This is a genomic window from Fortiea sp. LEGE XX443, assembly GCF_015206815.1.
Lineage (GTDB): Bacteria > Cyanobacteriota > Cyanobacteriia > Cyanobacteriales > Nostocaceae > Nostoc_B.
The window spans coordinates 1-19,503 of sequence record NZ_JADEXZ010000014.1 but is presented as its reverse complement, the minus strand read 5'-3'; the positions used below and the strand labels follow the sequence as shown (position 1 = coordinate 19,503).

At 40.0% G+C, this 19,503-nt stretch carries 15 protein-coding genes; all 15 read left to right on the top strand.

Translation table 11 applies throughout. From position 1 onward, the window contains the following. The first annotated feature begins 329 nt into the window (after window positions 1–329). Window positions 330–1,004, top strand: a complete 675-nt coding sequence (locus tag IQ259_RS08035; protein ID WP_193883411.1) for a VWA domain-containing protein — start codon at window positions 330–332, stop codon at window positions 1,002–1,004. A 74-nt stretch (window positions 1,005–1,078) separates the two neighbouring features. Continuing rightward, window positions 1,079–1,861, top strand: a complete 783-nt coding sequence (locus tag IQ259_RS08030) for a PP2C family serine/threonine-protein phosphatase (protein ID WP_193883540.1) — start codon at window positions 1,079–1,081, stop codon at window positions 1,859–1,861. 53 nt (window positions 1,862–1,914) lie between these two features. After that, window positions 1,915–4,095, top strand: coding sequence for a tetratricopeptide repeat protein (locus tag IQ259_RS08025; RefSeq protein ID WP_193883409.1), 2,181 nt, complete (start codon window positions 1,915–1,917; stop codon window positions 4,093–4,095). A 412-nt stretch (window positions 4,096–4,507) separates the two neighbouring features. Next, entirely contained in the window at window positions 4,508–5,281 is a 774-nt protein-coding gene (gene rfbF / locus IQ259_RS08020; protein ID WP_193883407.1) for a glucose-1-phosphate cytidylyltransferase, read from the top strand. Between the two features lie 110 nt (window positions 5,282–5,391). Further along, on the top strand, window positions 5,392–6,606 hold the full coding sequence (lhgO, locus tag IQ259_RS08015) for an L-2-hydroxyglutarate oxidase (protein ID WP_193883405.1): 1,215 nt from the start codon (window positions 5,392–5,394) through the stop codon (window positions 6,604–6,606). Between the two features lie 206 nt (window positions 6,607–6,812). Further along, complete coding sequence (locus IQ259_RS08010; RefSeq protein WP_193883403.1) at window positions 6,813–7,841, top strand: NAD(P)-dependent oxidoreductase; 1,029 nt, start codon at window positions 6,813–6,815, stop codon at window positions 7,839–7,841. Window positions 7,842–7,932: 91 nt separating this feature from the next. Next, window positions 7,933–8,973 carry a glycosyltransferase family 2 protein gene (locus tag IQ259_RS08005; protein WP_193883401.1) on the top strand — a complete coding sequence of 347 codons (1,041 nt, stop codon included), beginning with the start codon at window positions 7,933–7,935 and terminating at the stop codon, window positions 8,971–8,973. A 7-nt stretch (window positions 8,974–8,980) separates the two neighbouring features. Beyond that, a complete protein-coding gene (locus IQ259_RS08000; RefSeq protein ID WP_193883399.1) occupies window positions 8,981–9,196 on the top strand; it encodes a hypothetical protein in 216 nt (71 codons plus the stop codon). Further along, window positions 9,180–10,031, top strand: a complete 852-nt coding sequence (locus IQ259_RS07995; RefSeq protein ID WP_193883397.1) for a phytanoyl-CoA dioxygenase — start codon at window positions 9,180–9,182, stop codon at window positions 10,029–10,031. Before IQ259_RS08000 ends, IQ259_RS07995 begins: the two co-directional genes overlap by 17 nt. A gap of 47 nt (window positions 10,032–10,078) precedes the next feature. Beyond that, window positions 10,079–10,648 carry a dTDP-4-dehydrorhamnose 3,5-epimerase gene (gene rfbC, locus IQ259_RS07990; RefSeq protein WP_193883395.1) on the top strand — a complete coding sequence of 190 codons (570 nt, stop codon included), beginning with the start codon at window positions 10,079–10,081 and terminating at the stop codon, window positions 10,646–10,648. Window positions 10,649–10,704: 56 nt separating this feature from the next. Further along, window positions 10,705–12,018, top strand: coding sequence for an NAD(P)H-dependent oxidoreductase (locus tag IQ259_RS07985; protein ID WP_193883393.1), 1,314 nt, complete (start codon window positions 10,705–10,707; stop codon window positions 12,016–12,018). 449 nt (window positions 12,019–12,467) lie between these two features. Then, a complete protein-coding gene (locus IQ259_RS07980; protein WP_193883391.1) occupies window positions 12,468–13,556 on the top strand; it encodes a glycosyltransferase in 1,089 nt (362 codons plus the stop codon). A gap of 57 nt (window positions 13,557–13,613) precedes the next feature. Beyond that, complete coding sequence (locus IQ259_RS07975) at window positions 13,614–15,842, top strand: polysaccharide biosynthesis tyrosine autokinase (RefSeq protein ID WP_193883389.1); 2,229 nt, start codon at window positions 13,614–13,616, stop codon at window positions 15,840–15,842. 784 nt (window positions 15,843–16,626) lie between these two features. Then, window positions 16,627–17,409: a heterocyst development glycosyltransferase HepC gene (gene hepC / locus IQ259_RS07970; protein WP_193883388.1), complete on the top strand. Its 783-nt coding sequence runs from the start codon at window positions 16,627–16,629 to the stop codon at window positions 17,407–17,409. Between the two features lie 184 nt (window positions 17,410–17,593). Further along, entirely contained in the window at window positions 17,594–19,444 is a 1,851-nt protein-coding gene (gene hepA / locus IQ259_RS07965) for a heterocyst formation ABC transporter subunit HepA (protein ID WP_193883386.1), read from the top strand. The last annotated feature ends 59 nt before the right edge of the window (window positions 19,445–19,503 follow it).

Below are 19,503 nucleotides of genomic sequence, written 5' to 3'. Positions count from 1 at the left end.
GATGTATTCCACATGAAATCTTTAAACTTTTATGTAGGAAAATTTGCATATTTATTATATTCTATGTTTGCCCTACATAAATCTTCGTAGTTCCGTTAATGCCAGCAACATGAACTCTTCGTAAATTTTTGGATTCTCAACCGGAACTTGATGAAAAATTTATTAAATGTATAGAGAATTTGGTGAAAACTATTTGTTTAATAGTTAAATGAAGACTCGTCCAGCGATCGCCAAAAATTTACTTATTGCCTTTGAGGCTCCGGAAAACAAGATATATACTTTGAAAAAAGGAAAATAACACTTTGGACTATAACATAACACAAAAAGTTATGCAGGATACATTAATACTAGATGAAGTAGTAGAATTTGCGGAGAACCCAGAACCCCGTTGTCCTTGCGTGTTGTTACTGGACACATCTGGCTCAATGCAAGGAGAAGCAATAGAGGCATTAAATCAGGGCTTGCTGAGTTTGAAAGATGAATTATTAAAAAACTCCTTGGCTGCTCGCCGAGTAGAAGTAGCAATAGTTACTTTTGATAGTCAAGTGAATGTAGTCCAAGACTTCGTAACAGCCGATCAATTTACCCCCCCCATTCTGACAGCACAGGGACTAACAAGCATGGGTGGAGGAATTCATAAAGCCTTGGACATGGTGCAAGAGCGCAAATCCTTATATCGGGCAAATGGCATTGCTTACTATCGTCCTTGGATATTCATGATTACCGATGGCGAACCTCAAGGTGAACTAGATCAGGTAGTAGAGCAAGCCGCGCAACGAGTCCAAGGCGACGAAGCCAATAAGCGCGTAGCTTTTTTCTCAGTGGGTGTAGAAAATGCTAACATGACACGGCTAAATCAGTTAGCTGTGCGGACTCCACTCAAACTGAGAGGACTAAACTTTGTAGAAATGTTTATGTGGTTGTCAGCCAGTATGTCAGCCGTTTCTCACTCACAAGTTGATGAACAAGTAGCACTACCACCAATTGGCTGGGGTTCTATTTAATCGTGCGATGGGCTACGCCCCGCCGGAGGCGATCGCGGTTTAATACTTACACAGCCAGCCCAGACAAAGAATCTATGAACACATCAAAACAGATTTCTCATTGGCGGGTAGTCGCCGCCTCTGTATGTGGTACAAGCCATAGCAAAAACAAGCAGCTGTGTCAGGATGCTCACAACTGGCAGCTATTGCCAGACAATATATTAGTAGCCGCAGCCGCAGATGGCGCAGGTTCTGCCAGCCAGGGAAAAATAGGCGCGATGGTAGCCACAGAAGCAGCTGTAGAGCATCTCACCATCAAAGAAGTCTCGCGCTCTTTTTTAGCTGATGATGTGGTGGTGCAATCCTTGTTGAGTGATGCTTTACTCGCTGCCAAAAAAGCAGTAGAGGCTGAAGCCGCAGCATGTAACCAACAACCTCAGGATTTAGCAACTACCTTAATAATTACCATCGCCACACCAGAAATGGTAGCAACGGCACAAATCGGTGACGGCATGGCAGTCGCAAAAAATCGTCAAGGAAATTTAATTGCGCTGACCATACCTAATAATGGAGAATATATCAACGAAACGACTTTTTTAACTTCCTTGGATGCTATAGATACAGCACAAATGAGATTATGGCGTGAAGAAATAGTTAACGTTGGTATACTCACCGATGGACTACAAATGCTGGCTTTGAATATGGTTGTTGGCGAACCTCACAAACCCTTCTTTTTTCCTTTGTTTGATTTTATCGAAAACGCTGAAGATAAGACATTAGCCAAAGAGCAACTAGTGAGATTTTTAAGTTCTGAGCGGATTACACAACGTACTGACGATGATTTAACCCTAATTATTGCTGCCTTCAACCGCTCATAAACAAGGATTCTGCAAGTTTTTCTGAAACAACTCCCGTTAACTGTGACTTAAACATGAAGGTACTACGTTGTCTTCCCCAGCCAGAAATCATCAACCTCAGCGTCAGTTTGGGACGCGGTGGCGAAGCCTGTATTTATGCAGTGCCATCAGATGGTGATTTAGTTGCCAAGGTTTATCACAAACCTACAGCCAATCACACCAAGAAACTGCAAGCCATGCTGGCTAACCCACCGGAAAATCCCACAGCTAACTTGGGGCATATTTCGATAGCTTGGCCACAAGAGCTAATTAAGACGGCGGATGGTAGCAAAAGTATTGTTGGCTTCATCATGCCCCGCATTCGTGGGATGCGACCAATTATCGACTTTTACAACCCCAGAACCCGTCGCCAACATTGCCCTTTATTCAACTATCAATACCTAGTTCGCACAGCGCGGAATTTAGCAGCAGCTTTTGCCGCTCTGCACACTAGTGGTTATTGCGTGGGTGATGTCAACGAGTCCAACATATTAGTTAGTGACACAGCACTGGTAAGCTTGGTAGATACAGACTCTTTCCAAGTGCCAGACTTAAAAAACAATCTCGTCTATCGTTGTGCAGTGGGTAAACCAGAGTTTACCCCACCAGAACTCCAAAATAAAGTGTTCGCGCAACACGATCGCACAATCAATCATGACTTGTTTGGCTTGGCAGTAGTCATCTTCCAACTATTAATGGAAGGTACACATCCCTTCTCTGGGATTTTTCAAGGCACTGCCGAACCACCAGCCTACGAAGCCCGCATTGCTGCTGGACATTTCACCTACAGTCAACACCGCCAAGTTCCTTACCTACCAACCCCCATTGCTCCCCCTTGGGAAATGCTGCATCCTAGCTTGCAGGCATTATTTGTTCAGTGTTTTGAAGCAGGTCACAACAATCCGCCGTTACGCCCCAACGCCCAAAGTTGGCTGTCTGCCCTCTCAGAAGCTGAAGATGCTCTAATTACTTGTACCGCCAATCCCCAGCATCGCTACAGCAATCACTTACACAGCTGCCCTTGGTGTGAACGTTCTTTGCGCTTAGGCGGACGTGATCCGTTTCCATCACAGCGGGCAATTGAAAATAAAGAACATCTCAGGCCGCGCACCATCCCAACAAGACGCTACAATCGTCCTTCGCGGATACCACAGCCAGTAATGTCATTTGCCCCAACAAATTCCTGGCAGCCAGCTAAGACTCCTAATTATTCTCCTTATAAGCGTCAAAAAGCATCGAGATTTTACCCAATAGTTTTGGGTTGTCTGGGTTTGGGGATGTTGGGTTATTTGGATGTCATGGTGAAATTCACCCGTCCCTTTGTGACGCAAAATGCCTACACCCAACAGACATTGATGGCAAATTCCGCACCTAGTAATCAGGCTCTAGATTTTGCAGATTATTACAAACAAGGCCATACTGCTTACCAAGTGCGCGATTACCAGCAAGCAGTAGAAAGCTTTAGCAAAGCCATTCAACAAGAACCAAAATACGCCAAAGCTTTTATTAACCGAGGTAATGCCCGCTATAACTTAAAAGACTATGAAGGCGCATTGACAGACTATTCTAAAGCTTTGCAAATCAATCCCCAAGAAGTTAAAGCCTTCGTCAATCGTGGCAACTCTCGCTACATGCTGGCTGAGTATAGTAACGATCCAGATCGAGAATATCACTTGGCGATCGCAGATTTTAACAATGCCATCCGCTTGAATATTAAAGAAGCCGAAGCTTACATCAGAAGAGGTATTGTCCGGGCGCAAATAGCTAAGTATAGTGGTGAATCTCTCAAAGATTTCCAACAAGCAATAGCTGATTTTACCCAAGCCATTAAACTCAACGCCTCCAAAGCCGAAGCTTATTTTCAGCGGGGTTCAGTTTACTATCAAATGGCGCAATATAGCACCGATTACGCTCAACAATACCAAAAAGCGATCGCTGACTTTGACCAAGCATTACTCATTAACGAAAAACTAGCCAAAGTCTATCTCAGACGCGGCATGGTACGCTATGAAATCTCACAATATGGTGGTCAAGACGCTGACAAAAATAGCCAGACAGCAGTCAACGATTTACAGTTAGCCGCCAAACTAGCCTTAGAGCAAGAAGATACAGAAAACTACCAGCAAGCACTTAGCAGTATGTGTGTCATCATTGAAAGTCAATGTAGTGCCTTATTGCAAAGCTCCAATACCTTGAAAACTTTAGGCACAAATTAGGCGATAGTCAAGAGTCAATGATCAATAGTTAATAGTTTATCTTGATTGTTGACCATTGACTCTTGGTAATCTTCCTGCAAGTAAATTTTGTCACTCGTTTATTACTAGGAAATTTTTACTTTGCGACAACTGAAAGCAAGTAATATCAGGGTTATAGAAATATAATCCTGATTATTTATTTGGTAATATTTATATTACTTGAAATCATGAAATTTTCAGTGTAAAACTATTCATAAACCTTTTACATATAAAAGATTTTTATTTATTTCTTCTTCATACAAGTAGCAAAAATTATAGTTAGAGTATGTACTGAGAAAAGCAAAGCAAAATCAATTTTTCTCAAACCAAGTGCATCCTCTTCATCTCGATAAATTTAAAATAATAATTCCCTACAAATCTCCGAGGTAATTGCATGAAAGCGGTGATTTTGGCTGGTGGGCTTGGTACGCGCCTCAGTGAAGAAACCAGTATCAAACCCAAGCCGATGGTTGAAATTGGTGGTAAGCCAATTCTTTGGCATATCATGAAGACTTATTCGGCACATGGCATTAATGATTTCATTATTTGTTGTGGCTACAAAGGTTACGTAATTAAGGAGTATTTTGCCAACTACTTCTTACACATGTCTGATGTTACTTTTGATATGCGTTTTAACCAGATGAATGTACATTCTGGTTATGCTGAACCTTGGCGTGTCACCTTAGTAAATACAGGTGATAAAACCATGACAGGTGGACGCTTAAAACGAGTTGTTGAACACGTAGGCAATGATACTTTCTGCTTCACTTATGGTGATGGTGTCAGTAATGTAAATATCACCGAACTTATCAAATTTCATCAACAACAAAAAACATTAGCCACACTTACAGCAGTACAACCAGCCGGACGTTTCGGTGCTATTTCCCTAGAACAAGAGCAAACTAAAATCACCAGCTTCCGCGAAAAACGCGACGGTGATGGTGCTTGGGTAAATGGTGGTTATTTTGTTCTAGAACCAGAAGTTATCAATTTAATTGCGGATGATACCAGTATTTGGGAGAAAGAACCATTAGAAAAATTAGCTGACATGGAACAGCTTTCGGCTTTTAGACATAATGGTTTTTGGCAACCAATGGATACCTTACGTGATAAAAATTACCTAGACGAGCTATGGCAAAGTGGTAAAGCTCCGTGGCAAATATGGTAAAGGAAAGTATGAAGTGTGAAGTATGAAATATTGAATTTCAGTCTTTATTCTTCATCTTTATTTATTTGATAAGTGACTGATTCACAATAATTTCAAGTGCAATAATAACAATGTACGATTTTGCTATTGTCGGCGGTGGAATAGTTGGATTATCAACAGCCTTAGCCTTGGGTAAACGCTATCCACAAGCACACATTTTAGTATTAGAAAAAGAAAGTAACTGGGCATTTCACCAAACCGGCAATAATAGTGGTGTAATTCACTCTGGTATTTATTACAAACCAGGCAGCTTTAAAGCCAAATTTTGCCGTGATGGTAGTCGCTCAATGGTAGAATTCTGCCAAGAGCATGAGATTGATCACGAAATATGCGGTAAAGTTATTGTTGCTACCGATGAACAAGAATTACCGCGCTTAGAAAATCTCTACAACCGCGGCTTAGAAAATGGCCTAACAGTCCAAAAAATCAGCCCAGAAGAAGTTAAAGAAATCGAACCTCATGTCAGATGTGTAGGTGGCATTCGGGTATTTTCAACTGGTATTGTTAACTACAAACAAGTCTGTTTAAAATACGCAGAATTAATTCAAAAACAAGGCGGGGATTTACGCCTCAATACTAAAGTATTGACAATTTCTGCAAGTGGGAAAAATCAGGTAATTGAAACTAATAACGGCAACTTTGAAACTAAATTTGTAATCAATTGTGCCGGATTGCATAGCGATCGCATTGCTAAATTAGGTGGAGTAGAACCCAAGGCGAAAATCGTACCCTTCCGGGGCGAATATTACGAACTCACCCCAGAAAAACGTTATCTGGTTAAAACTCTCATTTACCCAGTTCCCAACCCTGATTTTCCCTTTTTAGGCGTTCACTTTACCAAAATGATTGATGGTACAGTCCACGCCGGGCCTAATGCCGTTCTTAGCCTCAAGCGAGAAGGTTACAAAAAAACCGACTTCGACTTGAAAGATTTTGCGGAAGTCATGACTTACCCCGGTTTCTGGAAACTCGCAGCCAAACACGCCGACGAAGGTATTCAAGAAATCATTCGTTCCTTTAGCAAAGCAGCGTTTGTCAGAAGTTTGCAAAAACTGATTCCCGAAATCCAAGCAAAAGATTTAGTCCCTACCCATGCAGGAGTTCGCGCCCAAGCTTTAATGGACGACGGCAAACTAGTAGATGACTTTTTGATCATTTCTGGTCAAAACTCCATCCATGTCTGCAATGCGCCCTCACCAGCTGCCACATCTTCTTTAGAAATTGGCAAAGCGATCGCCTCTCAAATTCCCCACCAGTCCCATCTGGAGACTGTAGTCATCGCCTAAAGGGAGTAAGTAGAGTGTGTTGTTGCGTAGCGCAACGCACTATCCGAGATTTCGGTGCGTTAAGACTAACATCCATAACGCACCCTACCAAATCAAAACTTGTGGGCATCTCAAAAACCAAGGACGGGTGAGGACAAGCATCCCACAAGAATATTTAAGACTGAATTCTGTTGAAGCACTCAGCACTTTTATAGGAATTTCCAACAATGAAAATATTAGTCACTGGAACAGAAGGCTACCTAGGTTCTCTATTGCCTCCTCTGTTAATTGAACGTGGACACGAAGTAATTGGCGTTGATACAGGTTTTTATAAAGTTGGCTGGCTATATAACGGTACAGAAGTTACAGCCAAAACCCTCAACAAAGATATCCGTCACATCACCCCAGAAGATTTAGAAGGCGTGGAAGCAATAGTTCACATGGCGGAACTCTCCAACGACCCCACAGGACAACTAGCACCCAATATCACCTACGAAATCAATCATCTAGGTTCTGTTCGCCTCGCAAACTTAGCCAAAACAATGGGTGTACGTCGTTTCGTCTATATGTCTTCGTGTAGCGTTTACGGTGTTGCTACCGAAGGCGATGTTACAGAAGAATCTCCAATTAACCCCCAAACCGCCTACGCCGAATGCAAAACCCTCGTAGAACGAGATGTCACACCTCTAGCAGATGATGATTTTTCGCCTACCTTCATGCGGAATGCTACAGCCTTTGGTGCTTCCCCTAGAATGCGGTTTGATATCGTTTTGAACAACCTCGCAGGGTTAGCTTGGACGAGTAAAGAAATCAAAATGACCAGCGATGGTACACCTTGGCGGCCATTAGTCCACGCACTAGATATTTGCAAAGCAATTGTCTGTGCTTTAGAAGCACCGCGTGACATCGTACACAATCAAATTTTTAATGTTGGCGATACTGCTAACAATTACCGAGTTAAAGAAATTGCCGAAATCATTGCTGATGCTTTCCCAGGTTGTAAATTAACCTTTGGACAAAATGGTTCGGATAACCGCAGCTATCGCGTATCCTTTGAGAAAATCAACACCATCCTACCAGGATTCAAATCTGATTGGGATGCTCAACGCGGTGCTAAACAATTATTTGATTTGTTCAGTCAAATTGATATGACTGAAGACACATTTTTGTTTAGAGGCTTTACTCGTTTAAAACAGCTAGAGTATCTGATTCGTACCGAACAAATTGACAAAGATTTTTTTTGGCATAGAAAGTAAGTTCCAATATTAGGCAAATTAGATTCCCGACTTCTTAAAGAAGTCGGGAATCTAGACAAAAATAATAAAATCTATTGTTTTAGTAAAAAAAATGAACAAACTACTCACAATTGCCATACCTACTTATAATCGGGCTGAATTACTTGATAAACAGTTATCCTGGTTGGCAAAAGCAATCCAAGGCTTTGAATCTGAGTGTGAAATTTTAGTATCAGATAATTGTTCTACCGATCATACTCAAGCTGTTATTCAGAAATGGCAAACAAAACTGAGAAATATCACCTTTAGATCCAATAAAAATCCTGAAAACTTAGGCGTAATGAGAAATATTATGTATTGCCTAAGTTCTGCCACAACAAAATATGTTTGGACAATTGGTGATGATGATCCAGTTCAAGATAGAGCTATTCCTTATGTTATCAACAAGCTCAAACAAAATGAAGATTTAGGGCTATTGTTTCTCAATTTTTCAGGACGTAATAAAATTACTGGCGAACCAGTACATCCCCCAACAATTGTTGGTAATCGCTGGTTTGATGCAGATGCAGAAGATGGCTGTGGAGATAGTAAAGGCATATTTGAACACTGCTTTGCCAAAAGTGTTGGTGCAGTTATTTTTCTCACGGCTAGTATTTACCGCACTGACTTAATAAAACGCGCCTTGCAAATTTGGCCGGATGCTGCGAATAACTGGATATCTTTAGCATATTTAGCTGGTTATTGTGCCGCTAATGGCAAAATAATTGTTACTAAAGAGACTTATTTAGAATGTATTGTTGGTGTGAGTTATTGGCAGAAAGAGCCGAAATCTGCACTATTAATGCAATATAAACACATCCCTGAAGTAATTTTGAAACTTGAAGAATGTGGATATTCTAAGCAATTTTCCAGACGGATGCTGTTACAAAATACCAGAGAAGTTAACTTAAAAGTTTTCTTTGGTGCTTTAAGAAGATGGCCTGTATCTGCAATTAAAGTAGCAATTCCTTTTGTAGCTTTAGTGAGTCTTTCTGCTCTTGATGTAATGGCTTTAAAAGACTTTAAACTCGCCGAAGCTAACGAACCATCACCGCAAGAATTACGCCCTACTAACAAGCGATCGCAACCTAAATCACTGATCAAAACAAAGTAGTCGCGCCATGCTAAACAAAATTCTAGCCAAAATGGCAGCACTAAATTCAGAGTTAGCTTATAGAATAAAACTCTGGCAGTATGCTCTTAATTTGCTGGCACTAGAAGCAGGCGATCGCTTGATTATTGGCTCTACTAAACTCCAAAGTGGAATAAGCTCTGTAATTTTTGCCAATAATTACCACAAATCAACAAATTATTCCTGCCATGCTAAACACGATTAAAAACAAAATACTTGCACTGTATTCTGATTTAGTTTGCCAACTAAAACGTTGGCAACATGCTAAAAACTTACCTGCATTAGAAAAACGCGATCGCCTAATTCTTGATACCCTCAAACGAGATGGTGTTTATGTGACAACACTGGCAGATTTGGGATTAAATTCCACCTCAGAATTACTCAAAGCTGCTTCCGAGCAATTGTTGCGGATGAAAAACGTAAATAACGAACATCTAGAACAAAAGTGGCCGCAAATTCATACAGTTACAGGTTTACCAGAATTTTCTACCTGGGGAACAGAGAAAAGGCTACTGAATATCATCGAAAATTACATCGGTCTTCCGATAACTTTTCATGGTGTTCATTTACGTAAAGATTTTCCTAGCGATAATCAGTTCGGCACATTGTTATGGCATAGCGATGCAGAAGACCGCCGCATTATCAAAATCTTTATTTACTTGAATGATGTGGAAGAAAAAACTGGGCCTTTTGAATACATTCCCCGTTCTTTAACTTCCATATTTAGCCTGAAATATTGGCGACTTTACTACCAACTTTGGAAGTCAAGTTATATGGGTATTGATGATGAAGAAGTAAAAAAAATCATTTCCAAATCAGCTTGGAAATCTTGCCCAGGAGCAGCATGTACAGTCATTTTTGTAGATACAAAAAATACTTTACATCACGGTACAGTCCGCACAAAAACGCGGTCAGCACTATTCTTTTGTTACACTGCTAACCCTCCTGAAAGACCAGAACTTTGCACCCAATACTGGGATGATACTTATCCTAGAGCAGAGCTACTTTCTTTATCAGATATAGAAAAATCTCTGGTTTAAGAATTAGCCAATATTTTCCACAATCAACATTCATATCGAGGTAATTCATGATTTTTACTGCTACAGAACTCCAAGATGCTTACATTATTGACTTAGAAGAAAGAAGCGATCATCGTGGTTTTTTTGCTAGAACTTTCTGCGCTCAAGAATTTGAAGCTCATGGTTTAAAGCCAACAGTGGCACAATGCAACTTATCTTATAACTATAAAAAAGGCACTCTCCGGGGAATGCACTATCAACTCAAACCCGCAGCCGAAACAAAATTAGTTCGCTGTACTAAAGGTGCTATTTATGACGTAATTATTGATATGCGTCCTGATTCACCTACCTTTTTGTCACACATCGGTGTTGAATTAACCGCAGATAATCATCGAGCGTTGTATGTGCCAGAAATGTTTGCTCACGGTTATCAAGCGCTGACAGATGACGCTGAAGTAGTGTATCAAGTAGGTGAATTTTACACACCAGGATATGAAAGAGGTTTGCGTTATGATGACCCATTTTTTAACATTGAATGGCCTTTAGAAGTAACGGTGATTTCAGAAAAAGATTTGAATTGGCCATTGTTGAGCATGATACCTATTGGAGATGCAGAGGTATTATCAATCACTGTATAGTTAGTGATTAAAATTATTTGTCTTTAGTGCATACACATAGCAATTAGAGGAAGTTCATGATTATTATTGATAATGCTTTAAAAGCCCGTGCTGCTGTTGGTAATCCTATCAAAGTGGGAATGATTGGTGCTGGTTTTATGGGTCGAGGAATTGCCAATCAAATTATTAATTCGGTACCGGGAATGGAGCTAGTTGCAATCTTTAACCGCAGTATTGATGGAGCCAAACGAGCTTATACAGAAGCTGGTATTGAAGATATTCAAGTTGTGAGCAGCGTTAGCGATTTAGAAGATGCGATCGCTAGTGGCAAATACGCGGTCACAGACGATGCTAAACTTCTCTGTCAAGCTGAGAGCATCGAGGCGATTATTGAAGTTACTGGCGCAGTAGAATTTGGCGCTCATGTCGTCATGGAAGCGATCGCCCATCGTAAACATGTAATTATGATGAATGCCGAACTTGACGGCACTGTTGGCTCTATCCTGAAAGTCTATGCTGACAAAGCTGGAGTAATTCTCAGCGCCTGTGATGGCGACCAGCCAGGTGTGGAAATGAATCTTTACAGATTCGTGAAAAGCATCGGTCTAACTCCATTATTGTGCGGTAACATTAAAGGACTTCAAGACCCCTATCGCAACCCCACAACCCAAGAAGCATTCGCTAAACGTTGGGGACAAAAAGCCCACATGGTGACAAGCTTCGCCGATGGTACAAAAATATCATTCGAGCAGGCGATCGTTGCCAATGCTACAGGTATGCAAGTCGCCAAGCGGGGAATGCTAGGTTACGACTTCACAGGTCATGTTGATGACATGACCAACATGTACGATATTGAGCAACTCAAAGAACTAGGCGGAATTGTTGATTATGTCGTCGGAGCCAAGCCAGGCCCTGGTGTGTTTGTCTTCGCCACTCACGATGACCCCAAACAACGTCACTACCTCAACCTATATAAGTTAGGTGAAGGCCCTCTCTATAGCTTCTATACTCCTTATCACCTCTGCCATTTTGAAGTTCCCTTATCGGTAGCGCGTGCTGTCCTCTTCCGCGATGCTGTCATGGCTCCCATCGGTAAGCCTTTGGTAGATGTAGTCACAACTGCCAAAATCGATTTGAAAGCAGGGGAAATTCTTGATGGCATTGGTTACTATATGACATACGGCCAATGCGAAAATTCTGCGATTGTTCAAGCACAAAAACTTTTACCAATGGGTTTAGCTGAAGGATGTCGCCTAAAAAGAGACATTCCTCGTGATCAAGTTCTGACTTACGACGATGTAGAGTTACCGGAAAGTAGACTTTGCGACCAACTACGCGCTGAACAAAATGCTTATTTTGCTTCCGAAAAAGTTCTGGTAGCCGTTGGATAATATCTAAGTTTAATAGGTATTAGTCACAAGTAATATTGATATATTTCACCCCCTTGATAAAAGGGGGAATTCTATCATATAGCCGTAGCCAGATAAGTTAGGACATTCTAAAACGCTAAAACCAATTCACTGCAAGCATTTCACTTTTGACTTTTAACTTTTGACTTTTGCCATATAGTCCTCCTTTTTAAGAGTAGGACTAATTTGTAGTCATCGGATAAAAATTAAATTTCTTTATGTAGCTATTTAAAAAAAATAGTACATTATTTAAAGATTTATTTTTCTCCGATGGATTTAATTTACTTTCGTTTAGATAAATATTCCCAGAAAGTATCTTGAGTAACTAATATTTATCTCTTGAAATTTTATAGTGCTAAACACAAAAGTTGTTGACAGTAAATAACTGAAAATTGTTCTCGCAAAATCTTCAAAAAGTCTGGATATAAATTATGAAAATTGCTCTAATCCATGATTATTTAACTCAGCGTGGTGGGGCAGAGCGCGTATTTGAATTACTATGTAAGCGCTACCCCCAAGCAGATGTTTTTACTTCTCTGTATGACCCAAAAAAAACCATTGATTTAGGTGAGCGAATAGTCAACACAACTTTTTTACAAAAAATTCCGGGAGCAGTCAAATATTTTAGAATGATGGCTCCTTTCTACTTTCCTGCTTTTCGGTCTTTGGATTTGCAGGACTACGATTTAATTATTAGCAGTAGCACCAGTTTTGCGAAAGCTGTGTGCAAACGTCCTGATGCTTACCACGTTTGTTTTTGTCATAATGTGACTCGTTTCTTGTGGGATACAGAAACATATTTACGGGAGTATGGAGATTATAGATATTTTGCTCCCTTGATCCAACAAATTTTTCAGTTAATGCGGAATGTAGACCTGAAATATGCTCAGGAACCAGACCTTTATATTGCTAATTCCAGCGTTGTTGCCCGCAGAATTCAACAGATTTATGGCAAACCCGCAATTGTGATCAACTATCCAATTGATACCAGTAACTTTGTTTATTCAGATACCAAAGAAGATTATTATTTGGCATCTGCACGGATGATCAGTTATAAGCGGCTAGATATAATCGTCGAAGCTTTTAATTGGTTGGGGTGGCGGTTATTAATCTCAGGTGATGGCCCAGAACAAGCACGCCTAAAAGCCAAGGCATTAAATAACATCGAATTTTTAGGACACGTCAGCGATCGGCAACGTAAAGACCTCTTTTCTAAAGCTAAATCGGTGATAGTGGCGGCCTTAGAAGACTATGGATTAGTTCCTGTTGAAGCTAACGCCAGTGGTACACCAGTTATTGCTTATGGTGCTGGCGGAGTCTTAGATACCCAAATCCACGGCACAACTGGGGTCTTTTTTAAAAGACAAACACCAGACTCTCTACAAGCTGCATTATTAGAGTCCGGACGCATCACTTGGAATTATGAAAATATTCGTAATCATGCAGTGAACAATTTTTCAGAACAAGTATTTTTCAGGAAGGTTGAGCAACTTATTGATCAAACTTGTATAACTCATTAATTATTCATCTGACTTGTTAGTTGTTCGCGTAGCGTCTCGCAGAGAAGGATAATAAAAGTGGTTCAAACTAGTCTAAACCCCAGTGTAAATACAACTGTTGACACAGACCCAGGTTATGGACAATTATTAGCAGTTTTTATTCGTAGATTTCCTTGGTTTGTGGCAGTATTTGTGACTTCAATTGCTATGGCAGCAATTATTACCGCTAAGACAAAGCCTACTTACAAAAGCTCGATGCAACTGCTAGTAGAACCTAACTATCAAGGTAAAAAAGAAACAGGCGGAGTCGAAAATCAGTTTACTGAATCAAATGTTGAGATAGACACAGCTACTCAGTTAAATCTCATGCAGAGTTCGGGACTGATTCAAAAGGCAGTTGATAAACTTCAGCCAGAATATCCAGACATCAATGTAGGTGTTATTAAAGGTGCTTTGGCCTTAAACCAATTAAAAACGAAAGAAGATAATGTCGCCACAAAAATTTTCCAAGTAGAATACACCGACAGAGACCCCGTAAAAACACAAAAAGTTCTGACGGCTGTTCGGCAAGTTTACGTGGAATATAACAAACAACAGCAAGATGCTCGTCTTCAAAAAGGTCTGCAAGTCATTAGAGAACAGTTAAGCAAAGCTAGTGAAGAGGTGAATGCAGCTGAGACAAACTTGCAAAGATTTCGTCGTAATCAAAATTTAATCGATCCGGTGGCTCAAGCCAAAGCCCTGGAAGATGCTTTGAATGTTGTTGAACAAGAACGTCGCACAACTCGCGCTCAGTATCAAGAGGCTTTAGCACGGCAAAAATCTTTAGAAGAACAGCTTAACCGTTCTCCCCAAAATGCGCTAGTTGCTTCTCGTTTGAGTCAGTCTACTCGCTACCAAGGTTTGCTCAACGAAATCCAAAAAACTGAACTAGCACTGGCTCAAGAACGCTTGCGTTTTACAGATGAAACTCCCAACGTCCAAAAGCTGCAAGAACAACTTAGTAGTCAAAAAGCGTTATTACAACAAGAGGTAGGCAGAACTTTAGGCACAAAGTCTGCTGGCGTGGTTAGTTCTAGAGAGCCGCTTTTAGAACAAGGGCAATTTGGTCAAATTGATTTGAACCTTGCTACTCAACTAGTAGAAACCCAAACAACCATAGTTGCACTGAGCGCCCGTGATCAAACTTTGGCACAGAAAGAAACTCAGTTACGTTTTGAAATTAGACGCTTCCCGCCTCTGTTGGCTTATTACAATCGTATACAACCACAGCTGCAATTTAGCCGGGAAAGGTTAGAGCAGCTGTTAAGAGCAGAGCAACAATTGCGCCAAGAACTAGCTAAGGGTGGATTTAATTGGGAAGTTGTGGAAGAACCCCACAATGGTTTCCAGTTAGGCCCTAACCTCCAACAAAATCTCTTGTTAGGTGCTGTTGTTGGGTTAATGTTGGGAGGTATTGCGGCTTTCTTACGAGAAGCATCTGATGATGCTGTACATACAACTGCTGAGTTAGAGAAGCAAGTAGCTCTACCTTTGTTAGGCACAACTCCCAAACTTCCAGCAGCCAGAGCCAGAGATTCAATTATCAAATTACCTTTCGGTAAGCCAGAAACATCTGCCCCTTGGACAATTCAGGTGTTACAGTCTCCACCTCGTTGGGAATCGCTGGATCTAATTTACAAAAATATTGAACTTCTCAATACTGTTTCTAGTTTGAAGTCTTTGATGATCACTTCAGCTTTACCTGATGAAGCTAAGTCAGGTATGGCCTTGGGTTTAGCAATGAGTGCTGCTCGGTTACACAAACGAGTACTACTTATCGATGCCAACTTACGCGATCCTAGTTTGCACGAACAGCTAAATCTGCCCAATGAGCAAGGACTATCAACTTTATTAGGTAGTGAAACAACATTACCTAATCAGATTGGTATTCAATCTTTAGGTTCAGCCTACATCGATATTTTGACGGCTGGGCCTAAACCGACAGATCCAGCCCATCTGTTAAGTTCTCCACGGATGATGCAACTGATGAGAACATTTGAAGAGAACTATGATTTAGTACTGGTAGATGCTTCGCCAGTACTAGGGTTGGTCGATGCTATGTTAACAGCATCATCTTGCCGGAGTGTGGTGTTAGTAGCCAGTATGGGTATTGTGACTCGCAACCAGCTTGCTCAAGCCACAGCCATGTTGAGTAAGTTAAATCTGATTGGGGTTGTAGCTAATGGCGTTTCTAGCTCTGACAGTAGTTTTGTTCAGTATCCTAAGGAATATCGTTTGGCTTTGAAACAAGCGGTAGAAAAATAGCAGAAACTTTGCATTGTAGAGATATGTGCGATCTCATCCCCTAAAAGAGCGATCGCACATATTTTTTTGGATATTTCTGCTAGAAGATTTTTTATTTATCTAACTTTCTAATTTATTGCAATAGCCAAGGTAGTTAAGATATCGGTAGATGATAAAACTTAGACACCAAAATATTTTCAAATCTGTCACCTATAACGTAGCACCTGTTACCTACTATATTTTTTATGTCTTGATTAAACATTTTTTATGTCAAAATTAAATCAGATTTACTTAGTAATAATTAAGTGAATTTATATCAGCTTTATAATTATGATGATAAAGTTCTACTAATTTAAAGACTAAATAAAGAATCTACTTCAGCATATAGTCATTTCCACAGATTCTTATATCCTAGAGATTAAAGCCCCTTCCAAGCATCTCAAAGACAAAAGTGGACTAGTTTATTTCAAGTGAATAAATCAAAAAATAGGTAGACAAAATTCAACAGATTTATACAGTACAGGGTAATGGAGAAAGTAGGCCATTTGTCTCTACATCTACCCGATATCTCTTATACCCATAAATGCAAGTTTACCTGCAACATTTTCCCCAATATTGATTGCTATCTACCTAGTTATTATCTATTAAGTTTCTACATCTTGACAGCGGCAAAATTTTGAAAGATGAATACTTGCCTGTCGTCTACTACTTTTTGTAAGCAATACAAGATTCAGATCAAAGTCTTTGGCATGAATCGCCTTCGAGATTAGCTCAACAATTTACTATCATACTAATCCAAAGACACATGACTAGCTCATTAGTTCGTACTTTACAGACCGCTTATAGTGTAACTCCGCAAGATCAAAGCGATGTCTGCCGACAAGAAGCAGAGCTTCTACGCTCCTCATACTGCACACTCCAATGGCGGCGGGGTCAGTTATTAGTGAAGTCTTCTGGTAAACTCAAACAACCATATTTACCAGCTTTAGAAAACGAGCAATTATTAATCGATTGCTTAAAACATTCTCCAGTTAATTTGGTAAGTGTAGACCCTAAAATTGGTGAGACTTGGGTAAAATTTTGGGCTGATGCTTGTGAAAAAGCTGATAAGCCCATGTTTCTTTGCGGATCTTCGGAAAATATACTGTTTAAACAAAATAGCCAACCTTGGAGATGGTTATTACGACTCATTGATTGGATTGCGGCTTTAGTGATGCTGCTATTGCTAAGTCCGATAATGCTGGTATTGCTGGTATTGTTACAACTTTCCTCGTCAGAATCTCTATTTTCTCGTGAGTTTTATGTAGGAGAACGAGGTAAGCTCTTTCGAGTTATTAAGTTTTCCACCACCACAAAGCGCAGCATTACACCATTAGGTCTTTGGATGCGTAAATACAGTCTCGAAAATCTACCACAGCTATTAAATGTCCTGCGGGGTGATATGAGTTTCATGTGGTGTCATTATTGGACTTTAGAAGCAGCAGTACGATTAAGTTCAGAAGGACAAAAACAACTTAACCAATTACCTGTGATTACGAGTTCGTGGCCAGTCCAGGCAGAATCCAACTTAATAATTAATAATTCATGATTACTAATTATTGGCTACCTTCTTCCTGATTACAACAACATCAATTCACAATCCATCCAGCCAAAAATCTCTACGAGCAGTGCGGTAATTGATGAATTCATTTGCCGCACTTAAGTTAGAAATAAATAATGACAGAGCATCTATAGCAACCTGTAGAAATTAGAAAATATTTGTTCAGAGACACATGCTTGTTAAACTATCCACACAGCTAAATAATTTATTTAAAGCTAGTAAATTCTGGCAAAAAAATTATTTAATATTGCGAGAATTTAAACATTTCCGTAAAGTTGCTATTCTTGCTTTAGTATTTTCTTTTTTGGCAGCAACCTTTGAAGGTTTTAGTATTGGCTTTTTGCTGTCGTTCTTGCAAAGTTTAACTAACCCTGATGCTAAACCAATTCAAACTGGCATCAAATGGTTTGATATTTGGATTTTGGCTGCCAATACTTCAGCGATTAATAGACTATATCGAATATCCTTTCTGATTTTGTTGAGTACTTGGGTACGGGCTGGCTTTAATTATTTGGCACAGGTATACACAGAAAGTACTCAACTGTATTTAGCCGATTGCCTGCGTAAGCAAATTTTTGAACAGTTACAAAGCTTGCCCCTAAGTTACTTTGCTAAAACTCGTTCTGGTGAACTAATCAATACAATTACTACAGAAATTGAACGCATCAAACAGTGGTTTAGTGGTGCTGCTTTTTTGATGACCAGAACTATAACTGCCACTGTCTACTTTATTTCTATGTTTTTGTTATCGTGGCAGCTTTCTATCGTCTCTTTACTTTTATTCACCTTAGCGGGTGTAGGATTATCAACGCTCAATGCTCGTGCTAGAGAAACCAGTTTTAGCACTTCCATTGCTAACGGTCATTTTACATCCACAGCCATAGAATTTATTAACGGAATTCGTACAGTTAAGGCATTTGCTACTCAAGATTTTGAGCGACAGCGTTTTTATAACGCTAGTGATAATGTAGTCAATACTTCCAAAAAAGTTATCTTAATTTGGGCGCTGGTAAGACCTCTAGCCGAAAGTATAGCTAGTACAATTCTTATTGGCATGATTATTTTTGCCTTTACAGTTTTTGTTGTGAATGGCACACTCCAAGTTGCTTCCTTGCTCACATTTTTCTTTGTACTATTTCGAGTTGTACCCATTATTCAAGATATTAATGGTACGAGAGCGCACCTTAGTACACTCGCAGGTGCAGCGGACAATATTAAAGAGTTAATTAGGACTGATGATAAAACCTATTTACACAATGGCAAAATTAAATTTTCTGGGTTAAAACATTCGATTGATATTGTTTCTGTAGATTTTGGTTATGACCCAAATCATCTAGTACTAAACAACGTAACATTAAGCATTGAAAAAGCGAAAACAACAGCGTTAGTAGGCGCAACTGGTGCAGGTAAAAGTACATTAATTGATTTAATTCCGAGATTTTACGATCCGACAGAAGGTCATGTAATGATTGATGGGGTTGATGTCCAAAAATTTGACATCAATTCATTACGACATAAAATTGCTGTAGTTAGTCAAGATACATTTATTTTCAACACTTCTGTGTGGAAAAATATTGCTTATGGCACATCAGGCGCAACAGCAGCAGAAATTAGAGAAGCTGCGCGTCTAGCAAATGCTATTGAATTTATTGAAGAAATGCCAGAAGGCTTTGATACAAAATTAGGAGATAGAGGCGTAAGACTATCTGGAGGACAACGCCAGCGAATTGCGATCGCGCGGGCTTTGCTCCGTGACCCAGAAATTTTGATTCTAGATGAAGCCACCAGCGCCTTAGATTCTGTTACCGAACGCTTGATTCAAGAATCATTAGAAAAGCTATCGGTAGGTCGGACAGTAATTGCGATCGCTCACCGTCTTTCTACAATCGCTAATGCAGATAAAGTCGTTGTTTTAGAACAAGGACGCATCGTTGAACAAGGTAAATATCAAGAACTCCTAGAGATAAAAGGCAAGCTTTGGGAATATCACAAAACTCAATACGAAATGGGTCAAGCAGGGTAAAAAAGTCTGAAGTATGTTCGCCTTACAGCCCTAATACCAATTCACGAAAATCTTGATAC